At 45.0% G+C, this 24030-nt stretch carries 25 protein-coding genes; 12 read left to right on the plus strand and 13 right to left on the minus strand.

Annotation, left to right across the window (positions count from 1 at the left end; all coding sequences use genetic code 11):
• The first annotated feature begins 227 nt into the window (after positions 1-227).
• Both DBX26_RS21860 and DBX26_RS21865 read left to right on the plus strand, forming a co-directional pair.
• Positions 228-1382 carry a D-alanyl-D-alanine carboxypeptidase family protein gene (locus DBX26_RS21860; RefSeq protein ID WP_014234973.1) on the plus strand — a complete coding sequence of 385 codons (1155 nt, stop codon included), beginning with the start codon at positions 228-230 and terminating at the stop codon, positions 1380-1382.
• A gap of 158 nt (positions 1383-1540) precedes the next feature.
• A complete protein-coding gene (locus DBX26_RS21865; RefSeq protein WP_014234972.1) occupies positions 1541-1759 on the plus strand; it encodes a VF530 family DNA-binding protein in 219 nt (72 codons plus the stop codon).
• Between the two features lie 65 nt (positions 1760-1824).
• Here DBX26_RS21865 and DBX26_RS21870 read toward each other — a convergent pair whose 3' ends face one another.
• On the minus strand, positions 1825-2277 hold the full coding sequence (locus tag DBX26_RS21870) for a thioesterase family protein (RefSeq protein WP_118120880.1): 453 nt from the start codon (positions 2275-2277) through the stop codon (positions 1825-1827).
• A 206-nt stretch (positions 2278-2483) separates the two neighbouring features.
• On the opposite strand from DBX26_RS21870, the gene DBX26_RS21875 reads away from it, so the two are divergent.
• Positions 2484-3248, plus strand: coding sequence for a ferredoxin--NADP reductase (locus DBX26_RS21875; RefSeq protein WP_014234970.1), 765 nt, complete (start codon positions 2484-2486; stop codon positions 3246-3248).
• A 93-nt stretch (positions 3249-3341) separates the two neighbouring features.
• Here the strand turns inward: DBX26_RS21875 and DBX26_RS21880 are convergent, their stop codons facing one another.
• The 8 genes from DBX26_RS21880 to DBX26_RS21920 form a co-directional block, all read right to left on the minus strand.
• Positions 3342-4007, minus strand: coding sequence for a DUF2057 domain-containing protein (locus tag DBX26_RS21880; RefSeq protein WP_118120881.1), 666 nt, complete (start codon positions 4005-4007; stop codon positions 3342-3344).
• Between the two features lie 209 nt (positions 4008-4216).
• On the minus strand, positions 4217-5365 hold the full coding sequence (locus DBX26_RS21885) for an AI-2E family transporter (protein ID WP_014234968.1): 1149 nt from the start codon (positions 5363-5365) through the stop codon (positions 4217-4219).
• Complete coding sequence (locus DBX26_RS21890; protein WP_014234967.1) at positions 5358-6044, minus strand: potassium channel family protein; 687 nt, start codon at positions 6042-6044, stop codon at positions 5358-5360. Before DBX26_RS21890 ends, DBX26_RS21885 begins: the two co-directional genes overlap by 8 nt.
• Before the next feature lie 21 nt (positions 6045-6065).
• Entirely contained in the window at positions 6066-6953 is an 888-nt protein-coding gene (locus DBX26_RS21895) for an HlyD family secretion protein (protein ID WP_014234966.1), read from the minus strand.
• A gap of 12 nt (positions 6954-6965) precedes the next feature.
• Positions 6966-7169, minus strand: a complete 204-nt coding sequence (locus DBX26_RS21900; protein ID WP_014234965.1) for a DUF1656 domain-containing protein — start codon at positions 7167-7169, stop codon at positions 6966-6968.
• On the minus strand, positions 7169-8806 hold the full coding sequence (locus DBX26_RS21905) for a TolC family protein (RefSeq protein WP_118120882.1): 1638 nt from the start codon (positions 8804-8806) through the stop codon (positions 7169-7171). The genes DBX26_RS21900 and DBX26_RS21905 overlap by 1 nt, the downstream gene beginning before the upstream one ends.
• Before the next feature lie 10 nt (positions 8807-8816).
• On the minus strand, positions 8817-10997 hold the full coding sequence (locus DBX26_RS21910; protein WP_118120883.1) for an FUSC family protein: 2181 nt from the start codon (positions 10995-10997) through the stop codon (positions 8817-8819).
• A gap of 415 nt (positions 10998-11412) precedes the next feature.
• The gene (locus tag DBX26_RS21920; protein ID WP_014234962.1) at positions 11413-12270 is read right to left on the minus strand and encodes a DMT family transporter; all 858 of its coding nucleotides are present in this window, start codon (positions 12268-12270) and stop codon (positions 11413-11415) included.
• Positions 12271-12617: 347 nt separating this feature from the next.
• Here DBX26_RS21920 and DBX26_RS21925 point away from each other — a divergent pair, with 347 nt between their 5' ends.
• Complete coding sequence (locus tag DBX26_RS21925; RefSeq protein ID WP_014234961.1) at positions 12618-12905, plus strand: hypothetical protein; 288 nt, start codon at positions 12618-12620, stop codon at positions 12903-12905.
• 95 nt (positions 12906-13000) lie between these two features.
• On the opposite strand, the gene DBX26_RS21930 is transcribed toward DBX26_RS21925, so the two are convergent.
• Positions 13001-14056: a trypsin-like serine protease gene (locus DBX26_RS21930; RefSeq protein WP_118120885.1), complete on the minus strand. Its 1056-nt coding sequence runs from the start codon at positions 14054-14056 to the stop codon at positions 13001-13003.
• A 229-nt stretch (positions 14057-14285) separates the two neighbouring features.
• Between DBX26_RS21930 and DBX26_RS21935 the strand changes: the two genes are divergently transcribed.
• The 3 genes from DBX26_RS21935 to DBX26_RS21945 all read left to right on the plus strand — a co-directional run bounded on the left by DBX26_RS21935 (position 14286) and on the right by DBX26_RS21945 (position 16076).
• Complete coding sequence (locus DBX26_RS21935) at positions 14286-15038, plus strand: phosphatase (protein ID WP_162889781.1); 753 nt, start codon at positions 14286-14288, stop codon at positions 15036-15038.
• Positions 15039-15179: 141 nt separating this feature from the next.
• Positions 15180-15569: a cytochrome b562 gene (locus DBX26_RS21940; protein ID WP_118121250.1), complete on the plus strand. Its 390-nt coding sequence runs from the start codon at positions 15180-15182 to the stop codon at positions 15567-15569.
• Positions 15570-15722: 153 nt separating this feature from the next.
• Positions 15723-16076, plus strand: a complete 354-nt coding sequence (locus DBX26_RS21945) for a hypothetical protein (protein WP_118120887.1) — start codon at positions 15723-15725, stop codon at positions 16074-16076.
• Positions 16077-16154: 78 nt separating this feature from the next.
• On the opposite strand, the gene DBX26_RS21950 is transcribed toward DBX26_RS21945, so the two are convergent.
• Positions 16155-16538, minus strand: coding sequence for a VOC family protein (locus DBX26_RS21950; protein ID WP_118120888.1), 384 nt, complete (start codon positions 16536-16538; stop codon positions 16155-16157).
• Entirely contained in the window at positions 16531-17460 is a 930-nt protein-coding gene (locus tag DBX26_RS21955) for a LysR family transcriptional regulator (RefSeq protein ID WP_014234956.1), read from the minus strand. Before DBX26_RS21955 ends, DBX26_RS21950 begins: the two co-directional genes overlap by 8 nt.
• A gap of 346 nt (positions 17461-17806) precedes the next feature.
• On the opposite strand from DBX26_RS21955, the gene DBX26_RS21960 reads away from it, so the two are divergent.
• From DBX26_RS21960 to DBX26_RS21975, 4 genes are all read left to right on the plus strand, one after another.
• On the plus strand, positions 17807-18490 hold the full coding sequence (locus DBX26_RS21960) for a spondin domain-containing protein (RefSeq protein WP_118120889.1): 684 nt from the start codon (positions 17807-17809) through the stop codon (positions 18488-18490).
• Positions 18491-18499: 9 nt separating this feature from the next.
• Positions 18500-19192, plus strand: a complete 693-nt coding sequence (locus tag DBX26_RS21965; RefSeq protein ID WP_118120890.1) for a spondin domain-containing protein — start codon at positions 18500-18502, stop codon at positions 19190-19192.
• Positions 19193-19332: 140 nt separating this feature from the next.
• The gene (locus tag DBX26_RS21970) at positions 19333-20076 is read left to right on the plus strand and encodes a response regulator transcription factor (RefSeq protein WP_162889756.1); all 744 of its coding nucleotides are present in this window, start codon (positions 19333-19335) and stop codon (positions 20074-20076) included.
• A 20-nt stretch (positions 20077-20096) separates the two neighbouring features.
• Entirely contained in the window at positions 20097-21470 is a 1374-nt protein-coding gene (locus DBX26_RS21975; protein WP_118120892.1) for a HAMP domain-containing sensor histidine kinase, read from the plus strand.
• A 32-nt stretch (positions 21471-21502) separates the two neighbouring features.
• Here the strand turns inward: DBX26_RS21975 and sodC are convergent, their stop codons facing one another.
• Positions 21503-22024, minus strand: coding sequence for a superoxide dismutase family protein (gene sodC, locus DBX26_RS21980; protein WP_020333445.1), 522 nt, complete (start codon positions 22022-22024; stop codon positions 21503-21505).
• A 537-nt stretch (positions 22025-22561) separates the two neighbouring features.
• Between sodC and DBX26_RS21985 the strand changes: the two genes are divergently transcribed.
• Positions 22562-23977 (plus strand): aminotransferase class V-fold PLP-dependent enzyme, encoded by a 1416-nt coding sequence (locus DBX26_RS21985; protein WP_118120893.1) that lies wholly within the window; start codon positions 22562-22564, stop codon positions 23975-23977.
• The last annotated feature ends 53 nt before the right edge of the window (positions 23978-24030 follow it).

Below are 24030 nucleotides of genomic sequence, written 5' to 3' on the forward strand. Positions count from 1 at the left end.
TTGTTGGGTTCAGCATCTAGTAGACCTTACGCTCGCTACTTTACTTCGAAATCAGGGTTTAACCAAGAATCCGAAGTAGAGCAAGTCACATCTAAGGCGTTTAATCTCTTTTGTAAAATCAACGTAAGTTCAAGAAAATGAAACGATTAGCGACTGGTGCAACTGGTTGAATGAGCTATGCTCATTAGAGCGACGACAAAGTGAGTGTGAATTGTGGAGGATGTTGAATGAAAGTGTCACTGGCTCAATGGATTATCGTGACTTGTTTAGTTAGCGTGCCCGCATTTGCGGTGGTCACGCCAAGCCCACCTGAGTTACAGGCGAAAGGGTACGTGTTAATGGACTTTCAGTCGGGAGCCATTATCGCAGAACAGAACGGGAGAGCCGGATTAGCCCCTGCCAGTTTAACCAAACTCATGACGGCATATGTCGTGGGTCAGGAAATCAAAGCAGGTCGATTAAATTGGGATGATTTAGTGACTGTCAGCGAAAATGCGTGGTCAGAAAAATTCCCTGGTTCCTCCAAAATGTTCATCAAACCGAAAGATGAAATCAGCGTTGCGAACTTGATGCGCGGTGTCATTATCCAATCGGGAAATGACGCATGTGTCGCTCTGGCGGAACATGTGGCAGGCAGTGAACATGGATTTGTGGCTTTGATGAATGGCTGGGCCGAAAAGCTCGGGCTTCAAGACACTTACTTTGTGAACTCTCATGGGCTGGATAGCGAAGGCATCCAAACTTCTCCTTTGGATATGGCGACGTTGATGAAATCGATCATCAATGACGTACCTGATGTTTATGCGCTCTACAACGAAAAGGTGTTTAAGTGGAACGATATTACCCAATACAACCGTAATAAGTTGTTGTGGGATAAGTCTATTAAAGTGGATGGTGGCAAAACAGGTTACACCAGCAATGCGGGATATAGTCTCGTCAGTTCAGCGACTGAAGGTAAAATGCGTTTGATATCTGTCGTGATGGGAACGCCTAGCGCGCAAGCACGCATCAGTCAGTCTAAAAACTTGCTCAGCTATGGTTTCCGTTTTTATGACACTAAGAAGGTGGCTACACAGGGACAGGTGGAATCAAAGGTTAAGGTCTGGAAAGGCAAGGTGAGTGAAATAGAAGCGAGCTTCCCGCAAGATGCCTATTTGACCCTACCTCGCAGTATGACAGCTGGCTTAGATAAGAGTGTCGAAATGAAAGAACCTTTAATGGCACCGATTGAGCAAGGGGAAGTGGTTGGTAAAGTCGTGTGGAAAAATAACGATGAAACCGTCGCCAGCTATCCACTGGTCAGCAACCAAGCGGTTGAACCTGCCTCGTGGATTGGTCAAATCTGGGACAGCATTGTTTTATGGGTGAAATCGTTTTTTTAATTAACCCCACTTGAGATTAATTCATTAAGCAATGAATCAACTAACAGCCCGCTTTCCGTCGGGCTGTTTTTATTCTGATGTAAATAACAGTTGGGAATCAGGTTTGTTTCAGTTAGATTAGCCCGCCAAATCGCCCTATAAATTGTTGGATTGAAATCATGAGCAACGAACAACCGAATAACCCTCTGCACGGGTTGAGTTTAGAAAAAATCGTCACCCGTTTGGTTGAGCACTTTGGGTGGAATGGTATGTATGAACGTGTTCGTGTTAACTGTTTTAAAAAAGACCCGTCTATTAAGTCGTCGTTAAAGTTTCTTCGTAAGACGCAATGGGCACGAGATAAAGTTGAAGCGCTGTACATCGAAACTTTCTGTTAAGCTGCCGAAAAAGCAATTATTCCCGAAAGCACGATTGTGTGCCGCCGGGAATTTAAACTCGACAATTATTCTAGGTGGTGAGTGCTGCCCACAGTCGCTTCCAGTTCCAGAATCGACTTGCGGACGCTGTCTGGAATCTCAGTCTTAGTGTTATTTTTAAAATCAAACATCACACCCGTTGCCGTCGCGACGGTGACCACTTTTCCCCACTTTTTGCTAAATACCTGATATTCCATTGTCATGCGATCGCCTTGCATGCCGATCACTCGAGCGCCAATCAGAAGCGTGTCCGGGTAAGTCACCGGCAATTTATAACGACACTGAGTCTCACTCAGAACAGGGCTAATTTGCGAGGTTTGCAGGTCGACGAGCAAATTAATCGCTTCAAAATAGTCCAGACGTGCGGTTTCGAAGTAACGAAAGTAGACGACGTTGTTGACGTGTTGCAAGGCATCCATTTCTCCCCAAGCTACTCTGATCTCAGTCACGACGGGGAAGTCTTTTAGTAGTGTGTCCATTTTCTTTGTTCCTTTTTCATCAACGTTGCCACAAATTGTGAAGCCACTTATTAATCTGAGTATTTATTCTAGATGTAATTATTTAGAATGTAATAAAATTGTTCCTGAAGTGTGAAATAAACTGGTTGTTTATGTAAAGTTTAATCTTTACATAGTAACGTTGTAAGCGTAAGTTTATTTGAGAGTGGCTAAAAGGGAGATGTCTCATGGCAGAACTGAAAAATTTCAATCTCGCCAGAGTTGAGAAGCGAATAGACTGGACAGGCGAGCTGTTCAGCTTAAGAGTATCTGGCGCTCCACTTTCCTTTAAAGCTGGTCAATTTACCAAACTCGCGTTGTTAGACGAGAATGGCAACCCAATCAGCCGTGCCTATTCCGTGGTGAATGCTCCGAGCGAACAGTTTGACTGGCTGGAGTTTTTGATTGTTGCGGACCCTCAGGGACAATTGTCGCCAAAACTGCAAAAGTTAAAGACTGGTGACAGTATCTATGTTGGTGAAACGGCACACGGAGATTTGATCCATGATTCGATTCCCAAACAAGCACATGACCTTTGGTTGCTTTCAACTGGTACGGGTATCGGGCCATTTTTGTCATTGTTAGATGACATTAATCTGCTTCCTCATAACGAAAAGATTGTTTTGGTTCATGGTGTTCGCTATGAGAAAGACCTGGTGTATAAGTACTTAATTGAGCACTTAGAGCAGCGCTATGAAGGCCGATTAAAGTACGTGCCTATTGTTAGCCGAGAAGCAGTGGAAGGTAAGTTACAAGGCCGCATTCCCGACTTTATTGCCTCAGGAGAGCTGTCTAATCGAGCGGATGTGCAGTTCTCACCTTGCAGTAGCTTTGTGATGTTGTGTGGCAATCCAGCAATGATTAAAGACACGTTGCCAGTATTGCAAGAACGCGGTTTAGAGAAGTTTCGAGTCAATACTGGTGGTAACATCATTTACGAGCGTTACTGGTAAATCGGAAATATTATAGCTCAGCAGTTGTTGAGGTTATTATAGTACGAAAAAAGCCACATTAGATGTGGCTATATAAACTCAGAAAGACCCAACTTATTGTTGGTTGATGTACGCTTTAAAGCGAGCTTTGGTTTCAGCATCCGCTTTTTGGTACCAGAAGTGCAGCATTTCTTCTGCGGTTGAATCTGCTTTTACTGCCCCACGTGCTTGCTTCATATCTTCAGGGATTTCAGCGGGTAACGTCATTGGCTGAACCATCGCTCCTGCAACAGCAATTGCTGCCACGCCACCAGTTCGATTGTAATCTTCTACTTCGCGAACATAGTCACGGCCAATCTGCATACCTTCTTTGATAAGCTTGTCTTGCTTAACGGCAATCGCGTTGCCAGATGCATCTACCAGTTTCCAGTCTAAGTCTTTGATATTGTCTTCTGCATCGTTCAAGTTACGGTATTCTGGAAGTTGAAGTGCCAGTTTAGAATCTGAAGACGTAAAGCTGGTGACAATCACGTCGCTTTCAACACTGACACGGTCATTGCCTTTGTTGAAAAACGGAGTAAATCGGAATACGACCTGGTTAACGCCATCAGGTAACGTTAGTGTTCTTTCTGAGGCAAAGAAGCCGCCATCCAGCTTCACTTTTTCACCGTTTGCTGCGAGTACCGAAACGTCGTCAGGAACACTAACCGTTACGTCAGCGAATGCCATGCTACTCATTGCCAGAGCGAGCGTGCAAGTTAAAGGCTTGATCAATTTCATTGTTTTTATCCTAAGCACTATTTATTAGTGAGCATCGAGAGTGCATCGTTATGCGTTTGATTGCAACAATCAAGTGTCATTAGTTTGAAAATTTAACATTAGTTTCATTTTTCATCGTTATTGAGATGAAAATGTGACACCAATAAAAACAAACCGCTGCAATGCAACGGTTTGAAAGATTGTGAGTATCGGATTAAGGCTTGGTGAGCTTAAATACCTGCACCGTTGCCAGATTCACTTTGGTCTTTTGCTTCCTCCAGCAAGTCGCCCAATTCCTCTTGCTGCTGGGCTTTCTCAATGCTTAGCCACCAAACGAATAGCTCATACCAAATTGAAAGAATAACCGCGCCAAGGAAGAGGCCTACGATACCGTAGACAAGCATACCGCCGATAGCACCAATCAGAATAATTGGCATCGGAGTGTCCACGCCTCGACCCATCAGCATTGGCTTGAGCAAGTTTTCAGAAAGAGCACCAACGACCGCCCATACGGTAAACAAGGTTGCAGTCGTGCTGTCTTGAGTCATGTACATGTAGCCAATCACAGGTAGCACTGCAAGAAGAGCCGGTAACTGAGCGATACACAAAATCATCAGTATTAGAGTAAGCAAGCCAGCGGCAGGCACGCCAAATACGAAGAAACCCGCACCAATCAGCAACGCTTGAATCGCAGCGACACCGACAACGCCAAGTAAAACGCTTTTAATGGTTGCTGCAATGAGCGTCGCCCAGCTTTTTGCATTGTCACCTGCGGTACGAATGGCAATGGTGGTTAGGCCAGATGCCAATGATTCTGAGTAAGTCATAAAACCAGCGGCAATCGCCAAAGACAGAATAGAAAGCAATACACTACCCAGAGCGCCACCCATCATGCCAAGCAGGGAAGTCAATGCTGACTTAATCTGAGGCATAAAGGTTTGAATTGCTTGTTCTAAATTCGTCGAGAAAAGTGTCCAGGTGTCGTAGAGCTTACCACCGACAAGTGGCCAGTCTGCAACCGATGGCTTCGGCCCAGGTATTTTGACATCACCGCTCTGGAGTACTTGCAGTGCGTGGGTTGCACCGTCGTAAATGGAACCAGAAACCATCACAAGCGGTGTCACTAACAGCGCGATACCAAGCAAAGCGATGGTGGTTGCTGCCAAACCACGCCTGCCACCATAGGCTCGCTGAAGCCTTTTAGTGACGGGTAAAAGTGCCACTGCAATGATCGCCCCCCAAATAACGGGAAGGATGAAAGGCCTGATGATGTCGTAAGTAAACATAAACAATACGAAGATCAAGCCAATTCGTATTGACGATTCCACCATATTACTGATGAAAATCTTACTTTCATTTCTTTCCGATGATTTATCCATTTTTATTTACCTGATGATCAATGTTGGAACTGACGAGGCTAGAAACCACAATAGCCATATAAAACACACCTGTAATGGCCTCTAAATAAACGATGACTTGAGCCAACGGAGTCAGAGGACTGATATCGCCATAACCAAGAGTGGTCAGGGTGACGAAACTGAAATATGCCGCATTGGAGAAGTTTTGCCCCCAGGATATCGCCTCCATACCGGTGAAAGCCTGTGGTGAAAACTCCAGTAAAATGAGGTAGGCGATGGCCCACATCAAACCCAGCAACAGGAATAACGCAACAGACCCAATGACTTTGTTACTGTTGACGTGACCAGTAAACAGGATTTGTCTTGCAATAGATTTAAAGGTGCCAAAGAAAAACGCAAAGGTTAACGCGAGCATCACGACGTTCATTTCTTTGATATGAAAAATCGTTTTTATCACGATGACCAACACCCAGACTGCGAAAAGGGTGTAAAGGAATCGAGACCAGGTTTTATCGAATCGTAGACTAGCAAAACACACGATGAACGTGATTATCGTAAACGCCTGTAAAATATGCTCGATTGCCCCTTCATCCACCACCTGAGCAGATGCTCCGCCAATCAACAAAACGATGAGTGACAGTGTGAGATAGAAGAAGTTATTTTCTTCATTAATGTTTTTGAGTTTTTTTCCAATGACCATAGTTGTTCTCTCACTTAGTAACTATTCATTGTTTTCTGATGAGTCTTTCATCACCATGATGGAAGCGGAAAGGCCAAATCGAAGCTCGATATCTTCTGGCAGTTCTTTAATGGCAATACGCACAGGAATGCGCTGTGCCAGACGAATCCACTGGAAGACAGGGTTAACATTTGGCAGCAGGTTATAACCGACGGTACCGTCCCGTGGCGCGATACCCCAGCCGATAGAATCGACGGTTGCGTCAATAGGTGTTTCTGGATGAGACATCAGCGTCACTTGTGCTTTGCTGCCAGGCTCGATTTGCTGTAACTGGTTCTCACGGAAGAAACCAAATACCCAAAAGCTGTGTTTGTCGATAAGCGCAAGCAGAGGCTGGTTGGCAACCGCTTGAGTACCGTTGCGGATATCCAGATTAGAAACAAAACCGTCGACGGTCGCATAAACCTTGGTATAGCTAAGATTCAATTTCGCAGACTTTAACTGCTCTTCTGCCGCCTTGATTTGTAGTAGAGATTCTTCATAGGCAATCTCACGGCGAATAAGATCTTTGTGGGATACTGCGCCGCGATCTTTCGCTCGGATATCCGTTAAACGGTCGTACTCGATTTTCTTACCGCGAGAGCTGACGATGGATTTTTCCAGTCCCACTTCTGCTTGCGATAATGCAACCTCGTAGGTGGTTGGGTCGATCTCAAACAATAAATCGCCAGTTTTGACTTCTTGGTTGTCTTGTATCGCAACGTTCACAATCGGACCGGATACGCGAGGCGCAACTTTGATGACATTGGCACGTACCTGACCATCTCGCGTCCAGGGATTATTGAAATACTCTTCATACTTTTGATAGCCGAGCCAAGCTGCGCCACCAAGAATGACAAGATTGAGTGCAATTACGAATAGTTTTTTCATCTTGTTTGGCACCTAAAATTGAATATAAAAGCTGTCTATCGCCACCACATAACAGACCATGATGGCGATGAAAGTCAGCGACGGAAAAGCGATAAAACGAGATAAGCGAGTCTTGTTTAACAGGATGACGGTTATCCACGTTGCGGTGACCGCAAGAAACAGCACTAGCAGTAACGGGGAAAAGTACACATCACCCCAAGAGAGTTCATAAGGCATTATGGCTCCTCCCCTTTAGGCGGTTTGTCACCAGCCCGTTCAATAGGAAGTGGCGGTAGAACTCGGTTTTCTTGGTCTAAATACCCATCCCAGTCGGTGCGTTCGACCATCTGCTTCGCAATCTCGTCAGATAAGAACGGCTTACCGGTTTGTGCTTGCCAACCCCCACCAAGGGACTTGTAAAGAGCGACGACCTGGTTGGCAACATTGCCTTTGATAGAGGCGTAGTTATCTTCTGCTCGCGTCATTTTCTCTACTGAGTTCAGTAGACGCTCAAAGGAGATTTGGCCGTTTTCGTATTGCGTCATCGAAATGTTGAAGGCACGAATAGAAGAGTTTACCGACTGCAAACGTAGCGATTTTTGTTCTAAATACAGGTCGTAAGCTTCTAACGCGTTGGTGACTTCATTGACGGCCTGCAGTACTTTTTTGTTGTAGTTGGTTAAGGTTTCCTGAAAGCTGGCATCTTCGTAGCGAATGTTATTTTTCACACGGCCATATTGGAAAATGTTCCAACTAAACGCAGGGCCTGCGACCATCGTGAGTGAGTCACTGAAACTAAAGCTACTGCCATCTGGTACGGTACTGTCGATACCAATCGAACCAAACAGAGAAAAACTTGGATATAAGGCCGCTTCCGCGACACCAATTTGGGCGCTTTGCGCGCGAGCTTGCATCTCAGACACTTGCAAGTCTGGTCGGCGCATGACTAAGTTGGCGTCGATTTGTGTCTCTAAAAGTGGTGGACGCGGTACAATCGAGTTTTCGTCATTGCCAGATAACGCCGTTTTTCTGCCTGTTGATTTAAATTGTGCTTCGTATTCGGCGATACGCTCGGATAGACCATTTGATGCCAGAATGGTGTCGACTTCTTCTGGCAACACGCCTAACAGAAGCGCAATCGCGGAGCGTGACTGCTTCATCGCAATTTCAAGGCTGGGCTGGGCGGCTCTTGTGGTGTACAACTGGTTTTGTGCTTGTTGAACGTCGAGCTCGGTCACGTTACCTGAGTCGAATTGGACTTGAGTAATATTGACCACGCGCTCTTGGATCTCGATGTTTCGTTTAGAGAGCAGAATACGTTCTTGGTAGGTTCGATAGTTGATGTAATTGCGCACCACTTCTGACGTGATGGTTACCATAATATCGTGGTAAGACGCGATCGTTGCATAGTAACCCGCTTCTACCGATTCAATCCCGCGAGCATATTTACCCCAAATATCCATCTCCCAAGCTGCATCAAATGATAGCGCAGCATTGTTGAACCCTTGATCGTTGACGTAAGCACGTGCCAAATTACCGGATACGGTTTGTACCTGTGGATACTGCAAGCCTGATGCAACGCCAACTAAGGCACGGGCTTGGACAATACGCAACCCAGCGGCTTCTAAATCAAGGTTTTGCTGGCTCGCCAACTCAACCAGTTGATTCAGTGTTGGGTCATTAAATTGTTGCCACCACTGCTGTACCTTTTGCTCAGATTGCTCGGTATCCTGTACTGCGTTTTGCAATGACCAATCACTTGGTAAAGCAGATTTCTGGGGATGGACATAGTCTGGCCCCACAGTTGTACACGCACTGAGCCCAATCAGAGTCATTATGGCGAGGCTTGGTTTCGTTAATTTTTGAAGCATCATACCCCTACCTTTAAAACCGCTTCTGTTGTAAGTTCACCCAATCGATATCCTCATAGGTTTGCTTGCAATGTTTAATTGCTTCGAACACGTTCCGTTTTAAATTCAGCAAGATATAAAAACCAGCTATCTCTGAATAAGCGTAGTCAGATAAATCCAATTCATTAAAAAAATCTTCCAGCTTATCTTCGAAGGATTGGTAATCCTGACTGTATTGATTAAATACGGAGTCGAGTTCTTCTGTTACCTGGTGGCTGGCTAATGCACCCGCCATCAAAGGAATGATGGAGTCACGATGTTGTTGACGGAGCTTGTTTATCAAAGGGTTAGACAACAATTTTTTCTCTGCAACCATGAGCACGTTTATGTGGCTGCATAGCACGTCACAAGCTTTGCTGAATGCACCGATCGCCTCTGGTGTCGTTTGGTCAAAATGTTTGTGATTGATTTTGGAACCCCACACTTTGAGTTTTTTCGCAGACACGTTCAATGTGACTATGTGCAAAGCACGCTTAAGTGGCGTGAAAAAGGATTCAGACTGTTTTTGATAGGTGACAAACAAAGCTCGTGTATGCCGGAAATAGCGTTCTTTTATGGTTAAGAATAGGTGCTCGGGTCTTGAACTGAACGGAAAGTAATGAGCAAAAATAATCATGAATACGACCAAGTAAAACAGTGTCATGATCGTCATTAAGATCCCGAAGTGGTAGAACATATTATTGTCCAGCCCAAGTACAAACAGGCCGACCATGTAGAAAATTGTTATCGGTCCGTTGAACAGGTAAAAACCAATAAATGTGTAGATAAAGATAAACAGGCCTAGCTCCAGACCGAGATCCAGTTGCGGCAAAATGAATAAATAAGATGGCACCGCAAACAGGAAACCAAAGGTGAATAACACCAATAGTAAAATTGGATGCACAGGAACAAAGGACAACAAAGACATGAACATGGTCGAGAAAATCACAAATGAGTAGCCACCCGGAGGGTTAAAATAGATCCAGATGAGCCCTGCAACCCAGTAGGTTACGAAGGTTTTGACTGCTGTTTTGAAGTTTTCTGCATCCCACCACAAGAACTTGCCTTTCGATTCTGGCAGTTCAATGTTGAACGAGACATTGTTCGTCACCGAGTCAATACAGCTAATGCTTTCAGCCATGCGCGAGAGGTTCTGATGCATGGATTCCAGCAGAAACCCTAAAGTGATTGCCGAGCCTTTAGTCAGGTGTGGTACCGAATCTAGCAATTCTTGATTGTATTCAACCTTAAATTCTTTAGTGCGGTAAACGTGTTCATTGTCTTCCCAAACCTGCTGACAGGTATGGAATAACTGTTCTATTTCCGCGATCGTTTCATCAAAGTTAGTGATGCACTGACGATCTTCTTCAAGGCTAAAATGGCTATGCACGGCAACCGATAATTGCTGAGTAATTTGTTTGCTCAGGTGAACCGCCAAGCGCCACTCTTTTAAATACGCGGAGACGTCACTGCACTCAACACTCACAGTTGCAAATCGTTGCTCCAGACTATTTTGCGCAGCAAACATTTCTTCGGTGAGCTTGTCGATATTGAGTTGTGATGCTCTGTGTTCTGATTCCTCTGGTGATTCTGAACCATCGACAGAGTCAGGGTGTGATTCATGACTTTGCTCAAAACTATGCACAATCGTGGCGAATAACGCTTGCTGAGTTTGATTCAACTGCTCAATAAGCTGACGCAGATTTTGTTCGGTTTTGACTGGAAATAGAAAAGTACCGACCAATGTATAGATCACCACGCCAAAAACAGTCATGTAGGCGCGATCAACACCGTAAAGAAAAGCGCCGTCCGCATCACCACCATTGGACATCATTAACGTCATCACCCCGGTAAGCATCAGCAGCGTAGGGTCTTTTTGGTAAGCGTTACGAAAATAAAAGATGAATGAAACGACGAGCGACACGCTCAGCATATACAGCAGGCGATCTTGTGCGAATAGTCCAACCAGCAACAAGCCGACAACTGCCCCGACTAGGGTACCGAGAACGCGCAATGTGCCTTTTGCGAGAGACTCTCGACGACTGCCTGTTGTGGCAATCAGCATCACCGTTGTCGCTGCGGTAGACGCCTGCGGCCACCCCATAGCAAAGGGGATCAGATAAGCCAGGGTGAGGCTAAGCGATACTTTTATAGCAAATTTAATTTTGTCGTTCATAGTCAAAGTTTGCTCAGGCTTATCGTTTCAAGTTGATGAATTTGTTAATAAAAAGTTGGTTTAGGGTTGCACTTCCAACTATATTTTGGTTGGCGGAATATAGCGAGCAAAAAGGAGCAGATTGTAAATCTTGTGTCAAAACTAAATGCATATAAAGCGATCAATTTACCTGTATCCCTTGTCATTACTAGGGGCATTGGGTAAATGCTCAAAACCACTACTTTTACGTGGTCTTATTTATGAAACAGATTTACTGGTTTTTCCTAGCCAAGATTTCTTTAAATCTATAAATCGCCTGATACTAAATAGGGGGCATTTGTTTGGTGTCATCTGTGCCACACCTTTAAAAAGCATAGATGATGAATGGGATTTTGAGAGGAAAAGTTTTATTTTTTATTAAGTTGTAGAGTTTTTACTATTCTTTATTTGCATTTTGGGAGCGAGATAAAAAAACCAGCGCGATGCCACCTAAAATGATTGTGCTAGTGAGGACGGAATGAATTGAAAGGGATTCACCAAGCAGAATAGACCCAAGTACTAGGGCAATTACGGGTACCGAAAGCTGGCTTACCGCAGCTTGCAGTAGAGTCAGTTGCTGGATTACGTGATACCACAGTAAATAACCAATCCCTGATGCAAGCACACCGGAGGTGATCGCGAGTGAGATGCCTTCAATGGTGAGATTGACCGAAGAGAGAAGAAAAGGGGAGACCAGTAAACTGATTACCGAGGCTGCAATAAAACCCCATGCGATTCCGCTACTTGGTGAAGGAGCATGCTTACCAAGTGCAGTAAAGAGCGCCCAGCAAACGCCAGATATCACGATAAGAAGTGTCGACCAAATATCAGGACGAGTCGCTGATGGAAGCATCAACCAAGCGAAACCCAGAATGGAGACGGCGATACCAATCACTTCTAAAGTTTTAAATCGTTCGCCTTGCCACCAATGTAAAGTCAGAAGCGTCAACTGTACTGCCCCAAATAAGAGTAGGGCGCCTGTTCCTGCATCCATATTCAAATACGCGTAAGAAATCAGTACCGCATAGCCAAACAATGTCACACCGGCGAGAACTTTAAAGCGACTTGTTGGTTTTTCAGAGTGCCAAGTTCCGGTGATAAGGAGAAAAAACACCAGCGTCGTCGCCCCGGAGATCAACCGGATTATCGTGAAGCTTCCCGCATCGCTCAGTCCATCTACCAACGCTGCACGACATAACAGTGAATTGGCGGCAAAGGCGAGCATCACAACAACGGTCAGCAAAAAAGTAAACATCTTCAATCCTTAAATTGGGTGCATAGAATGAGTGTAGCGGCAAAGTGATTTATTCAATTAGTTGATTAAGTGATTAGTTATACCGGTTGTCTTTTGCTGCCTGGGGAGCTAGCTGATGATCATTTGACTAATGATAAAATCATCACTAAATAATTTAATTTTACAAATTGTAGGGCTTTTGTTAAATATTTGAATAGAAAGGAATAGTCCGTAATTTCTTTCGCTCTGTTAGGATTTTTCCTACACCTATCTTGTGATACTTCTTGCTATCTTTTCCGAAGGCTGGAACACAATCAATATAAACATGTGTTCTTAACGTCAGGCTATAACGAAAAAGAAAGACTACAATGAATGAATTTGTTTTGCGATTGATGAAATGCGCGCGTGCTTATGAAAGCTTCATCGGTAATAAACTGCTGAGTAAACAAAGCATTAATACTGAAGAATTGAAAAATATACGAAAAGAAGCACTAATGCGATTCCCGGAGTTAAAAACGCAGCACCTCAACCAAGTCAAAGAAACGGTGGAGTTCGAGTTATTTAACAAAGTACTGCACAATACCATGTTAAAAGTGGGCTTTCGTATTCCTGAAGGCAAAGCCGCCGGTACAACCGCGATTTACATTCGTCGCTAGAAGAAAAACAGCCGTCCAATGACGTATTGCGTGTCTTGGAGGCTGTTTTCTTATCGTAAGACACAGCGGGTGAGACGCTATAGCCTGAGCTGTTTCTAACTCAACTCACATTTGTTGTTAGATTGGCGTCTGCGTATCCAACCCAGCCATCCCGCTATCATCAACAAGCCAGTCCCGACAGCGCCACCACTACCACCACTGTCACCACTGCCTCCATCATCACTGCTGTCTTCAAAGATCCGAGAGTCACCTTCACTATGGTAATCTTCCGTTGCGGCTAACTCAGCGTCATAACTGGTTTTTACGCCAGCACTGGTTTGCAGTTCAATCCAAGTGGTGTAGTTCAGAACTTCGGTAAACACACTCGGTATGGCGGCAGATTCACAAATGGATGAACCATAACTGACAATACCAATCTGTTGATACATGCCGTTGCTGTCTACGTAAGTGAGCGGGCCTCCGGAATCGCCACGGCATATACCCGTATAATCTCTGCCCTCAAAGCCATTTGCACATAAACTTTCTTCGGAGTTGAAGCCTGTCACTAACGCAGCACACTCTGTGTCAGTCAGTGGGTCGACTTCTGCCCAGCGCAAATAATTTGGCACTGAAGTGTCAGTGGTTGAGGTCTGCCCCAAGCCAAATATTTGATAAGCCGAGGCGTCACTGTAATCTCCGAAATCTTGTGGCAAAGTAATGGATTGCACGTTATCAGTGATTGGTCGGGCAAGTTCTAGCACTGCCAGATCATTAATCCATAAGTTGTAGGGCGCATAGCCTGGGTGAATCGTAATTCTACGAACATCTTTAAATTCGGAGGTATAAACGTCATCCATGGTCGGGTTTTTCACTAACACACGTAAATCGTCAGTGTTCCATCCGTTTGTGAATACCTCTGACTCCACACAGTGTGCGGCGGTTAAAATGTAGCGATCATTCACGATAGAACCACCGCAAAGGTTAGCGAATTCACTAGACCCAGTTTTGTGTAGTATCAAGCGAGCAAAAAATGGTAATTGATTCAAAGTGGTAGGCTCACCACCAATGATAGCAACAGATATATCTTGTGGTGATAGATTGGTATCTGTATCCGCTAAAGTCGTTATAGGCAAAATGAGGAAAGTCCCGAGCAAAGCATGATGTAACCTCATAACCTTATCCTTATTGTTAGATTTGTTATTACATTTACTTTAGTCAAGACTCCAACAAGTACAACATTGCTTCTTACCAGTCTCATTATTCATACTCGATGAAGGGGCTTAGTCAGGAAAAGAGGCATGCTGGCAAGTGTGGATAGGGGAAGTTGAGGTTTTATGTCCTGCATCCTGACAACGTTTGGGTATACAATAGCTGAAACCTGCAAACCAAAGAGAGTAAATGATGGAATTTAAGGTTGATACCCACACACATACGTATGCCAGCGGTCACGCTTACAGTACGTTGATTGAAAACGCTCAGTCGGCAAAAGAGAACGGGCTCGAAATGTTCTGCACCACCGATCACGCAGAGTCAATGCCGGGTGCACCTCATTATTGGTTTTTCTCCAACCAAAAGATTCTGCCTCGTTACCTCAACGGTGTTGCTATCATTCGTGGCGTTGAAGCCAACATTCTTAATATCGAGGGCGATATTGATATCCCTTTGAGCGTTGACCGGAACCTTGATTGGGTCATTGCCAGTTTTCATGAGCCAGTCTTTGTTCCATCCAATAAAGAAACCCATACCGAAGCACTACTTAATGTGATCCAAAGTGGTCGTGTTGATGCACTCGGGCATCTGGGTAACCCTAATTATGACTTTGATTTCGAGACGGTTTTAAAATGTGCGCAACAACATAACGTTGCCATTGAGATCAACAATACAACCCTGAAAGGCAATAGCCGAGTGGGTAGTGTTGAACGTTGTCATGACATCGCTCAAATAGGTAAAGAAGTGGGCGTTTTCTTTACCACTGGCAGTGATGCTCATTTTTGCCATGATGTCGGTAATCTCGATCTGGTGGGTGAACTGATGGACAGAGTCGGTATTAATAGTGAGAACGTCATTACTCACTCGGCTAAGCAGTTTTTGTCGTTTCTGGCGCTTCGTGGACGAGAGCCAATTGCAGAATATGACGAAATGCTTAACGCATAAACTTGATTACATTTTGGGAATGCACCCTAAGCGCGTTTCCTTTACACTGCGAAGCTCAACTATCCGAATTATCCTCAATGAAGGGTGATCGTGATAAACAAAGCCGACAAAGAATTCGGCACTAAAAATGGAGAAGTGAAGATGTTACGTCCTTTAGTTTTAGGGTGTGCGATTGCGTTGGGCTCAAGCTACGCAATGGCAGAAGCTGTCGATCTAAAACAGAACATGAAACAAATGAAGATGGATTTCAAACAAGCGGCCGAAGCGTCGGATGTTGAAACCATGAAAACGGCCATTGATAGCTTACAAGCTATCGTGGAGCAATCTAAGCGTGGTAACTACCCACCAGAAAAGTTTGATACGTTTCTTGAAGGCTTCAACAAGTTGTCAGTGACACTAGACAGCATCGAAGCGGACTTAGATGCGGGTAATCTTACCAAAGCGAAAGCGCAACTGCGCGAAATCGATAGTCTTCGTGAAGAATACCACGACAAACGTAACCCAAGCATCTGGAGCAAGCTGTTTGGCTGATTTGGGATGGATATGAACAATCCCCAACGATTTCAAGACCCGCAACTCTGCGGGTCTTTTGTTTCTGATGGAAAATAGAACTACGCCCGAAATCCTTTATTGAGCTTGTACTTAGAATTGGTTACGCTGTATGAAATTTGTTAAGTCACCGTTATGCGTAGATTAATTCCTTTTTATCGCTCCATGCTGTTTGTTAGTGCCCTGAGTTGGGCGCTGGTAACACTAATGCCTGTTATTAATGCTCATGGTAACAGCATGGGCGTGTGGGCAACGCTTTGTACGCTTAATGGCTTTGAACTGGTACAGGTTGAAGAGGGAGACAATGCGGTAACACATAAGGGGAAACCCTGCCCATTCAGTTACTTTTCACCCTTTCATCACGACTCACTTCCAACTACACCTTTACTTTTACGACTGAGCTCGGTTATTTCTGACAGCTACACTTTTTTGGCTCTAAGTGTGCGATTTGAAACACCAGTTCCAAGGGCGCCGCCAGCCATAGCCTAATCAAACACTTAACGTTTTCTGAACCCTTTTTTTTCAGCCGAGCACTTTAAATACCCCCACGTTTTCCATCTTCACGGTTTACTTTTGATATAACTCCAAAGGCAGCCGATCCGGATCCTGAAAGAAAGTGAACGCTTTACCAGTGAATTCATCAATTCGAATAGGCTCTACTGCGATGTTCTTCGATTCAAGGTAGGCTTTTACTTCCTCAATATCATCAACTTGAAACGCCAGGTGTCGTAAGCCCTGGGCTTCTTGGAAGCTTGGACGCTCAGGTACATCTGGAAAACTGAATAATTCAATCTGGCTACCATCAGGAAGCGCAAGGTCGAGCTTATAAGAGTCACGCGCTGCGCGGTAATTTTCTGCAATAACGGACAGGCCTAATATTTCCGTATAAAAATGCTTTGACGTTGGGTAATCACTACAAATGATGGCGACGTGATGAATCGCATTAAACATGATTAGGTTCCTTTGAGATCAAGTGTTCATTGACGAAATCGATAAACACACGCAAGCGCGCGGGCATGTACTTCGTTTGGGGATACTGCATGGCTATTGCACCATGGTAGTTGCTCTTGATCATCCAATCTGCAAGCACTTCAACGACTTCCCCTGTTTCTAGCGCTTCTTTGACGACAAAGTCGTGAAAGATTCCAATACCTAGCCCTGCTTTAACGCCATTTAAGCGCATTTGTGAGTGGTTTACCGCGTAGCGACCATTTACGGCAACAGAGTGAAAGGCTTCTTCTTTAAAAAATGACCAAATGTTGTCTTTATCGTTTTCTGCCAGATAAATACAGTCATGCTGTTCAAGCTGAGTTGGGTGGTCTGGCGTGCCCTGCTTAGCGAGGTAGTCCGGTGACGCACACAACACCAGGTTGGTTTTACTTATCTCTTTTAATACCAAATTCTCGTCGGGCTTGTCAGTCAATTTGAAAGCGACGTCGATGCCTTGACGAAACAAATCGATTTCTCCATCTGCAGCGCGCAGCTTTAACTGAATCTTTGGGTAGCGCTGTAAGAAGGGTAAAACAAAAGGCTGAAGTACCGAGTTTAAAAACGCCTCTGGTGCCGCAACGGTAAGTGCACCTTTTGGCTCAGTATGATCTTCTGCTGAGAGTTCGACAGCTTGCTGCGCAGCGTTAACCATCGCAATGCTTTGGTCATATACCTTTTGACCAGCTTGAGTGATGAGCAGCTTACGAGTGGTGCGTTCGAATAATTTCACCGAAAGCGCATGCTCCAATCTCGTGATCAGTTTGCTCAACGCTGAAGGTGTAACCCCGAGTTTTTTCGCTGCGGCAGTAAAACTCCCTTCATTTACTACCAAGATAAACGAGGCAAGATCAGGAAGGAGGGCGATAAGTTTAGTATTAACCATAGGTTTTGGTTCTGTAGCGCGTAATGACGGTATTCTCTGGCACGACATGGCTGAGTTCAAGTGTATCAGTCTCGCTTTCACGATATTTTCGTCAGAAAGCATGTATCGCTTGTTTTGTTCAGTAATCAGAGTGCGCTCAACCGATTAGAAAAGGGCCATTTCTACGTGTTATGAAGTGAACCAGAAGTTGTGAGAATTTTATGAGAATTTGATGAAGTTGCCGATAGATCTACTCGCCATGCTTAGAAGCAGAACGGAAGGCGTTCGATCGTAACTTTACCCAGGCAGCCGTAAGACGATGAGTTAACGGGCTTGGATACCACTCTCATTAAAGGATGGACTCACAATGAAAAAACGTACACAACTTAGTCTCGCTATAGCTTCTGTCGCTCTGACGTTTGGCGGAGCATCGGTGAGCGCAGCAGAATTAGAAATTACCGTAACCAACGCTACCAAAGGCATCTATTTTACTCCGCTCATTGTGGCCGCACATGGCGCTAATTTGCATATGTTCAGAGTGGGTGAAGCCGCGACGTCGGAGTTAGAAGCGATGGCTGAACAAGGCGACATTTCCGGTTTATCCAGCGTGATTGGTAACGCAGGAGGCACTGTATTAGAAAATCCGGCAGGCGGCTTCCTTAATCCGGGTACTGCAACCACGTTTACCTTCGACAGCGGCGATCATGGTTATCTTTCTCTCAGCGCAATGCTGTTGCCGACCAATGATGGATTTGTTGGTTTAGATAGCTGGGAAATTCCTACGGCAGCAGGTACTTATAAAGCAGCATTGAACAGCTACGACGCAGGCACCGAAGCCAATGACGAGTTAGTGGCAAGCATACCCAATCCGCCTTTTATTACTTTCGGAAGTGGCGGGACGGGTGTTGAAACTGTGGTCTCAAATGACAAAGTTCATGTACATCCGGGGAATTTGGGTGACAGTGATTCGCTCGGTGGTATGAGCGACCTAGACAGTAGCAGTCACCGTTGGTTAAACCCCGTAGCTACCATCACCATCGTAGTGAAGTAAGGGGGACGTATGAAATACAGAATCTTACTAGTGGCTGCGTCAGTCGCTCTACTCGCAGGTTGTAATAATGATGACAACGACGAGGTAACGTCATTCCGATATACGGTAAATGTGGTGAACCTAACTGCAAATCAGCCTATGTCTCCACTGGCGGTACTTACTCATAATAGTGACTTCCGCTTATTTGAAATTGGTCAAAGTGCTTCGGTCGCCTTAGAGCACTTAGCTGAAGGTGGCAGTAATGCCGAGTTGCTTGAGATGATGAACAGCGACAGCAATGTTTATCAGGGGGTATCGGGGAATGGATTGTTACTTCCGGGGGCTTCTGACGAAGTGACGATTACCCTTAACCCACATCGCTATGGTTTTTTGTCGTTGGCATCTATGTTGGTAAACACTAACGATGCCTTTGTTGGCGAGACCGGCTTGTCACTTAAATCGCTCGCGGTTGGTGACAGCTATGAAATGAACATGAACGTGTGGGATTCCGGAACCGAGCTCAATGATGAACTCGCTGCGACGATTCCAGGCCCAGCTGGTGGCGGAGAAGGTTTCAATGCAGAGCGCAATGACAACGCTGACATGGTCGCTTTCCATGCTGGCGTTATTAGCCACGATGATGGGCTGACGAATTCTACCCTGGCTGCGAATCACCGATTTCTAAACCCTGGCGCGAAGGTGACGATCACTCGAATCGAGTAAACAGAGCTTCCGGCGGCTAAGCTTAATTCTCTTTCTTTCTGCCGCCGGAGCCTTTTATTGAAAGAAAGCGTGCTTTGATCCGGTCATGTGCAGAATGAGATTATCTCAAGATTGGGAAAGTCATTCGCAGGGAAAGGATCATGGCGCAGCAATCTATTAACCCAGCAATCAATTTAGCAGCGAACATTTTGCTGATAGAAGACGATAATGATTTAGCCGAGCTGGTTCAAATGCACCTTAAGTTTCAAGGGCATCATGTCACGCGAGTCGTTAGCATCGAAAAGGGTAAAGCTGAGTATCAGCGACAGACTTTTGAACTGGTGATCCTCGACAGGGGGCTACCAGATGGTGATGGTTTAGAACTTTGCCATTACTTGCGTCAGCAACAAGATTGGACGCCAGTTCTGGTGCTGACTGCGAGAGACAGTGAAATGGACAAAGTCGATGGCTTAGAGGCAGATGTTGACGACTACATAACGAAACCCTTTAGTGTGCTGGAGTTTCAAGCGCGAGTGAGGAATGTATTACGCCGAGCAAACCAAACGACAGATAACAAGGCCAGAGAGACAGAGACCGAAGACGCTTTGAATTTTGGCGCGTTAAAGATTGTTCCGGCGTTGCATCAGGTTTCGCTCAACAATAAAGATGTTTCGCTGACGGCGATGGAATTCTCGTTGTTACAGTTTCTCGCGACTCGCCCCGGCAGGGTCTATAGCAAAGATGAACTGCTCGATCATGTTTGGAATACCAATCACGCCGGATATCATCACACGGTTTGTAGCACCATTAATCGCTTGCGCTCTAAGTTGATGCTCTCGGATTCTGAGCATCATTTTATCCAGACAGTTTGGGGTGTGGGTTACAAATTTCAGTCGCACCAATGAGCCAGTTAGGAGGCGAAAGGATGAGCTTCAAATCGCGTTTGGTCGTGTTTACCACGGTATGGTTTTGTTTGGCTGCCGCTGCCATTGCGCTGACTTATAACTGGCAGAAAGAGACCATCGAACTTCGCACTCAGCAGAGTTTACACAAAGAACTCGCCAGTCATATGCGCGATGATAATCCGTTGATGATAGGGACAGATTACAACCCAAAAGCGCTAAAATCGATCTTCCATATTTTAATGTTGATTGGGCCCGACTTCGAAATCTATTTTCTTGATAGTCAGGGGAATATCACCACACATGCCGCTCCGGATGGGACAAAGCTGTTGAAGTCGGTGGATCTTGCTCCGATCAAACAGTTTTTACGCGGTGATACTTTTCCGATTTTAGGCGACGATCCGCGAAATAGTGAGCAACATAAAGTGTTTTCCGTCGCAGCGATTGAAGAGCTTGGCTCAACGGTAGGTTATCTTTATGTTGTGATCGGCAGCTCACGTCACACAGCGATTGCTAACGCGCAAGTTGATACGCCTTACCTCGCACTCGCTGGGCTGGTGTTACTCTCCATATTAGGCTTCGCTTTCGGTGCCTATATGTTGGTGAAGCGCAGTCTTCTTAATCCTATCGAGCGAGTGACCGATCAATTGCAACAGCAGGCGGAACATGATTTTCGACTGCATCCAGAGTTTACTCGTCAGGTTCCAGAGTTAATACCCGTGGCTCATTCTTACCAATTGATGGCAAAGCACATCCAGCAGCAATTCTTACACCTTGAATATCAATCTTCTCAGCGTCGTCAAAGTCTTGTGCAATTAAGTCACGATTTAAAGACACCACTTTCAAGTGTATTGGGGTATTTAGAAACGTGGCGATTACAACATCCTGAATCGGACCCTCTTATTGATGTGGCTTTTCGAAATGGAGAAAAACTTTCCAGACAACTGCATGCATTACTCGAAGAGGCTAAAAAAGAAGCCACGCTACCGAGCTACGAATATCTTCCCGTAGATTTAGCTGAGTTGGTGACAGAGTGTGCTGAAACGATGCAAGGTCAATTTCAGAACAAGGAAGTGACGCTGAGTGTAGAGATGGAAGAGCAAATACAGACCATTGGAGATAAAGGACTGCTGGAAAGGATGCTGCTTAACTTGTTGGAAAACGCGTTACGCCATAGTCCGTCAGGGGCGACCGTCGTTTGTCGAATCAATCTCAGTGATGACAGAGCCAGTGCCCACTTTACGCTTTCCAACCACATTGCGTCAGAGTCTCACCAAGGTTCATTAGGTATCGGAACTAAAATTGTGCAGTCCATCTTAATGTTGCATCACAGTTACTTAGAAACTGCAATGACAGCGTCACGATTTACCCAACGATTCACACTTCCCGCGGTATGAGAGAAGTGTGAATGAGTCAAGGGTTTGAGTCGTTACTCAATCACTCCACAAACAATGCGGGCCCCACCACCACCGAGTTTCGCTGGTTGATCGGAATGGTTATCCCCACCTGCATGTATCATCAGGGCTCGGCCTTTCAAATCGGACAGCTTTAGGCGTGGTGCAACGACGGGTGAAACGGCATTCCCTTCCATATCCGCATACAAGGGAGGAAGGTCGCCAAGGTGGTTATCGTCTGTCCACGGATACCCATGTTTTCCGGTATTTTGTGGATCATAATGGCCGCCAGCTGCACCGCCTAAGACGGTTTTTCCGTCTTTTTCTGCACTTTCACAAGATGGGTTTACATGTACGTGAAAGCCATGCAGCCCTGCAGGGATACTGGTCAATTGAGGCGAAAATACAACGCCGTATTGACTTTCTGATAGCTCAACCGTACCAACGCTTTTGTTGGTATTGAGATCAGTCATGGTGATCGATTGAGCGATAGCGGCAGGTGCGATCATTCCAATCAATGTTACGGGTGCAGAAATCCGCAGTAATCCTTTTAACATGGTTTGCCCTTCCATATAACTATTCGGATGTTAGTAAGTTCAATGTGCGAGTGTCGGAAAGAGACACGCGTAGCGTCATGCTCTTCAAACAACTTTTGACGTGAACTGGGGAAAGTTCTAAAGCCAGAACCGTATATTCTGACCCTAATAAAACGTAGCACATCAGACATATTTGACATAAGAATCACCGTGATAAGCGGAGAGTCAACGGCAAACTTGTTCGAAACCATGAAGAAAAACAGATGTGTAGAACTAAAAGCGAATGAACGAATCGGTTTTACTCGAGCGAATAAATTAAATTTTCCCTACTAAATCTCTCTAATTTAACTACTATTTTAATATGAGTTTAGGTGAATATAAATGATAGTTTGGGTGTCTAATATGTCATCATTTTGTTAGAAAAATGGAATAAAGATCACTTAACAACGTTGAAAAAAATTCAAGTTTGGTTTGAATAAGTAATAATGTTTTAGTAACAAGTAGTTACGTGTATTTAATTAACAATAAGATGGCTAATTTCGACAAGGAATGAAAAAGATGAGCAACAAGGAATCTACTCAGACTGATCGCAGCCGCCGTAATTTTCTGAAAGGAGCAACGGGTGCCGTTGTTGCTGGTGTGAGTGCATCTGCCTTCTCAGGCCTTGCACAAGCAGGTGAGCAGAAAATTAACTGGGGCAGCCAAGGTCTAGGTAGTAAAAACGATAGACAATTTTGGCGTAAAGTTCAAAAGCAGTTTGTTCTAGACAAAAAAACGACGTACATGAACATTGGCACGACAGGTTCTATGCCTAAGCATGTACTGGAAAACTACGCAGACAATAACAAGCTAGTAGCAACATACCCATGGGATATGCAAGGCAAGTTTGGTTCTTGGCCACAAGTTACCAATATGGCCGCGGAAATTGCTGCGGGCTTTGGTGCAGATGCGGAAGAGATCATTCTTAGTCGTAACACCACTGATGGCTTATGTACAATCATCAACGGACTGGATTTCGAAGAGGGTGACGTTATCCTCACAACGCACCATGAACATGCAGCAGCTCTTTCGCCTCTTCACGTGGCAGCAGAGCGTTTTAAAGCTGAGGTGATTCAAATTCAACTTCCGGTGTTTACTGGTATTGAAGAGGTCTCTGAAGAAGCTTATGTCGACGTGTTCAGTAAGGCGATTGAAGATAATCTTAACGCTGGTAAGAATGTCCGACTGATCGTTTTCTCTCATATCACTTACAAAACCGGTACGGCACTTCCAGCCAAGGCGATTTGTAAACTTGCGAATGAGAACAGCATCCCTACGATGATCGACGGTGCTCACACCATTGGTATGTTAAATCTCGACTTCCATGACATAGACTGTGACTTTTATGCAGGTTCTGGTCATAAATGGCAGTGTGGTGCTGGCGCGACTGGTATTTTATACGTAAGGAAAGGTGATCGTTTAAGCGAGTACTGGGAGCGGGAACTTGAAAACCCGCTTTGGTTGATTAACTCATCACTTGCTCATACTGGTATGTCCCAACAGACTCAGTTTCAGTACATTGGTAACGATAACTTCCCAGCGAAACAAGCGTTAACTGACAGCTGTAAAATGTGGGATGAGATTGGCCGAGATCGAATTGAAGAGCGTGTCCTTGGCTTAGGTAGTCTGTGTAAAGAGTTGCTTGCTGAAGCTTTACCACAAGCAAAGATCTTCTCACCAAACGTAGAGGGTTTAACCAGTGGTATCACGACGTTTAACCCACTTGCAGATGAGACGGACGGTGAAGCTCTCACGTTGTTCCGGGATCGCTTGCGCGAGGAGTATGGCTATATCATCCGTACAACGGATTTCAAGTTGAATAAAGATGATTCATACAATACGTATGCGCTGCGTATCTCTACACACTTGTTCCATGATGAGCAAGATGTAGAAGGGTTAGTTCAAGCAATTACAGACTTGTACTACTCATTCTAAGATTGTTATTGATCACGTAAGCGTCCAGTTTTGGGCGCTTTGTGAAAAAGGTT

The sequence above is a fragment of the Vibrio sp. dhg genome, assembly GCF_003443775.1.
Lineage (GTDB): Bacteria > Pseudomonadota > Gammaproteobacteria > Enterobacterales > Vibrionaceae > Vibrio > Vibrio natriegens.